General features: G+C 50.4%; 4 protein-coding genes. 1 reads left to right on the top strand and 3 read right to left on the bottom strand.

Going from position 1 to position 2,590, the window contains the following annotated elements; genetic code table 11:
- Positions 1–184 precede the first annotated feature (184 nt).
- Entirely contained in the window at positions 185–628 is a 444-nt protein-coding gene (locus IQ217_RS18630) for a DUF6335 family protein (RefSeq protein ID WP_228024282.1), read from the bottom strand.
- Between the two features lie 161 nt (positions 629–789).
- Between IQ217_RS18630 and cobO the strand changes: the two genes are divergently transcribed.
- Positions 790–1,401, top strand: coding sequence for a cob(I)yrinic acid a,c-diamide adenosyltransferase (gene cobO / locus IQ217_RS18635; RefSeq protein ID WP_194021406.1), 612 nt, complete (start codon positions 790–792; stop codon positions 1,399–1,401).
- An 83-nt stretch (positions 1,402–1,484) separates the two neighbouring features.
- On the opposite strand, the gene IQ217_RS18640 is transcribed toward cobO, so the two are convergent.
- Together IQ217_RS18640 and IQ217_RS18645 are read right to left on the bottom strand one after the other, a co-directional pair.
- A complete protein-coding gene (locus tag IQ217_RS18640; protein ID WP_194021408.1) occupies positions 1,485–1,700 on the bottom strand; it encodes a hypothetical protein in 216 nt (71 codons plus the stop codon).
- A gap of 103 nt (positions 1,701–1,803) precedes the next feature.
- The coding region (locus IQ217_RS18645) for a SpoIID/LytB domain-containing protein (protein ID WP_194021412.1) at positions 1,804–2,590 on the bottom strand (787 nt) is incomplete at its 5' end.

Genomic DNA, 2,590 nt, shown 5'->3' on the forward strand with positions numbered 1-2,590 from the left:
GGGTACCCACCCCCAAAAGTTTTAGCGCAGTGCGACGGGAAACAGCTATGGAATTAGGATTGGGGGGTAATTCAGTCATGCAAAAGGCAGACGCTAAAAGTTACAGCTAGCGGAGCGGTAAATAGTTCAGCCCTGATTCTAATCGCTCTGCCCCCAAACTTTCTACCCAAAACTTAATTTGAATTCAGTCTTCGTCCTGGGGATTTTGATGGTCTTCAGCAGAATCGGGGTCCAGTTCCCAACGACGTTGATCCCTAGCCCCAAAGTTTCTTACCGTGGCCACGGGCCGACCATCCACACTGGCAATGCCCATGGATTGCAGTAATCCTTCCGTCACATTCTGATCGGGGGTAGGATTGTCGCCGCCCACTGCTTCTTCCCCCACTACTTCTGCTTGATACCAGTTGTCATCGGGATCACCGCCGCTGAGGTTGCCATTGTCTAGGTGGGGCATTCTCATCAGTCTGACCACATGACCAAAACCCGTATCCCGGTCAATTAAGCCATCAAAAAAAATGTCATCTTCATCTGATCCCGTCAGATCTGCGAGCAAAAATTGCTCAGAGCTATTCTGTTCAGAATCGAGATAATCGTCGCTACAATTGGCAAAATATTGATTAATATCCATTTTTATACCCCCTCTATTGCTAGAGATTTTTCTAAAAGATTAGGTTTTTAATCTATTATTATCGTAAATAAAAATGGGGATCATCGCAGTTTTCACAACAAACTCTTAACATTTGTCCCCTGCAAGAGTTACAATTTTTGCAGAAATTCTTAACAGTTACCATGGCCAATTCCCTGTCCGATGAGCAGTACAAAATTAAGATGCAAAAGCGCAAAGCTTTACAGGATGAGCGCATTGCGGCGGCCAAGGCAGAGAAGGGTCTGGTAATTGTTCACACTGGCAACGGCAAGGGCAAAACCACCGCTGCCCTGGGGATGGTGTTGCGGTCCCTGGGTCATGGTTATCAGGTGGCCATTATTCAGTTCATCAAAGGGGCTTGGGAACCGGCCGAAAAGGCGGCCTTTGCTCCTTGGCAAGACCAATTAACTTTTTTGGCCCTGGGGGAAGGTTTTACGTGGGAAACCCAAGACCGGCAGCGGGACCAGGCGATCGCCCATGCAGCGTGGCAAAAAGCGCTGGAGTATATCCGCAATCCTGATTACCAGCTAGTCCTACTGGATGAGGTAAATGTGGCGTTAAAACTGGGCTATCTGGACGTGGAAACTGTACTAGCGGGACTAGAAGAAAAACCGGAGTCTAATCACGTTATTTTGACGGGCCGGGGAGCACCCCAGCCATTGATCGACCGGGCCGATTTAGTCACAGAAATGACCCTGGTCAAGCACCCTTTCCGGGAGCAAAATGTTAAGGCTCAACCAGGCATTGAGTTTTAGTCACTATACGGAAAGGATATGCCCTAAACCCTTGGCAAGGCTTGTGGGGAAAGGGTTTGGCTAGAAGATCAGTATAATTACAATTAGCTCAATTCCTCGGTGGAACGACTGAGCATGGTTTCTTCCACATGTTTTTCCTGTTGTCGTTCTTCGGCTAACAATTCCCTGGCTTTCTCGTCCAAGTCTTCTGCTACGGTCAATTCTGTTTCTGCCGCCCGAGCCGCCATGTTTTCCTGCAATTGATTTTCGTTCTGACGATCCCTGGCCAGCAGTTCCCTGGCTTTATCTTGGGTACTCATGGTTTTATTTCCGGTGAAAAGGAGTTTGCTTTAGTTAACTGGTAACTTCTTATACTTTATCGAAAAACTGGGGAAGGCCGGGCAAGCAATCAGCCAAAACGACTCAATTTTTTAACACTACCCGGGCCACTTCCACCCCAGGATAGTAACGGCTGAGAATTTGCTGATAGTTGTAACCCTGACGAGCTAAGTCGTAGGCTCCATACTGACTCATGCCCTTACCTTTATGCACCCGGGCCACAATTTCATCCGTGGATGCGTAGAGGGATTCCACCACTCCCCCGTTATGGCTCAACACCTGCCCCAGGGTGGAAGTAACGGCATTATGGGAAGGGCCTTGTTCACTACCGATGCCTTTGTACACTTGCCACCGTTGGGTATCCCCTAGGTCAAACCATTGGCTAGCGGGCCGCACCATATGGACTAAGGCATAGGAACGGGCGGCGATCGCCTGGGCTTTGAGGGCTTCGGTGGGGGCAGTGGAGTGCATTTCGCTACCGACCACACTGGTTAAATAATGCTCCAAATTGACATAGTTAACCGCCAAGACCTTATCCCCCCGGGGCACCAACAACACCCTTCCTCGGTACCAACGATCGCCTACGGCCAAATAGCCATTGGCGTCAGCGGTAAACCAGACTACGCTGGGAACCGAACGACCGTTAATCAGCAGACTATTGCCCTGGGCGGTGACGTTAAGACTTTGGCCCGCATTGAGGCTCATCAGCCCTTGCCCTTGACGATTCTGTAGATATCCCTGGCTAGAAACGGCGATCGCCACACTTGGCACATCCCTCTGAATGCCGACTCGGATTTCCAGCGGTGGGGGAGTGTAGTCCACCGGGGCGGCCATGGGGGGAGCGGCAGCCGCAGTTGGGGGTGTAGCAGGG

It is taken from the genome of Synechocystis salina LEGE 00031 (genome assembly GCF_015207985.1).
In the GTDB taxonomy this organism is placed as follows: Bacteria; Cyanobacteriota; Cyanobacteriia; order Cyanobacteriales; family Microcystaceae; genus Synechocystis; species Synechocystis salina.

Coding starts and splice junctions, on each gene's coding strand:
- IQ217_RS18630 (WP_228024282.1), bottom strand. CDS start 628: ATGGATATTAATCAATATTTTGCCAATTGTAGCGACGATTATCTCGAT.
- cobO (WP_194021406.1), top strand. CDS start 790: ATGGCCAATTCCCTGTCCGATGAGCAGTACAAAATTAAGATGCAAAAG.
- IQ217_RS18640 (WP_194021408.1), bottom strand. CDS start 1,700: ATGAGTACCCAAGATAAAGCCAGGGAACTGCTGGCCAGGGATCGTCAG.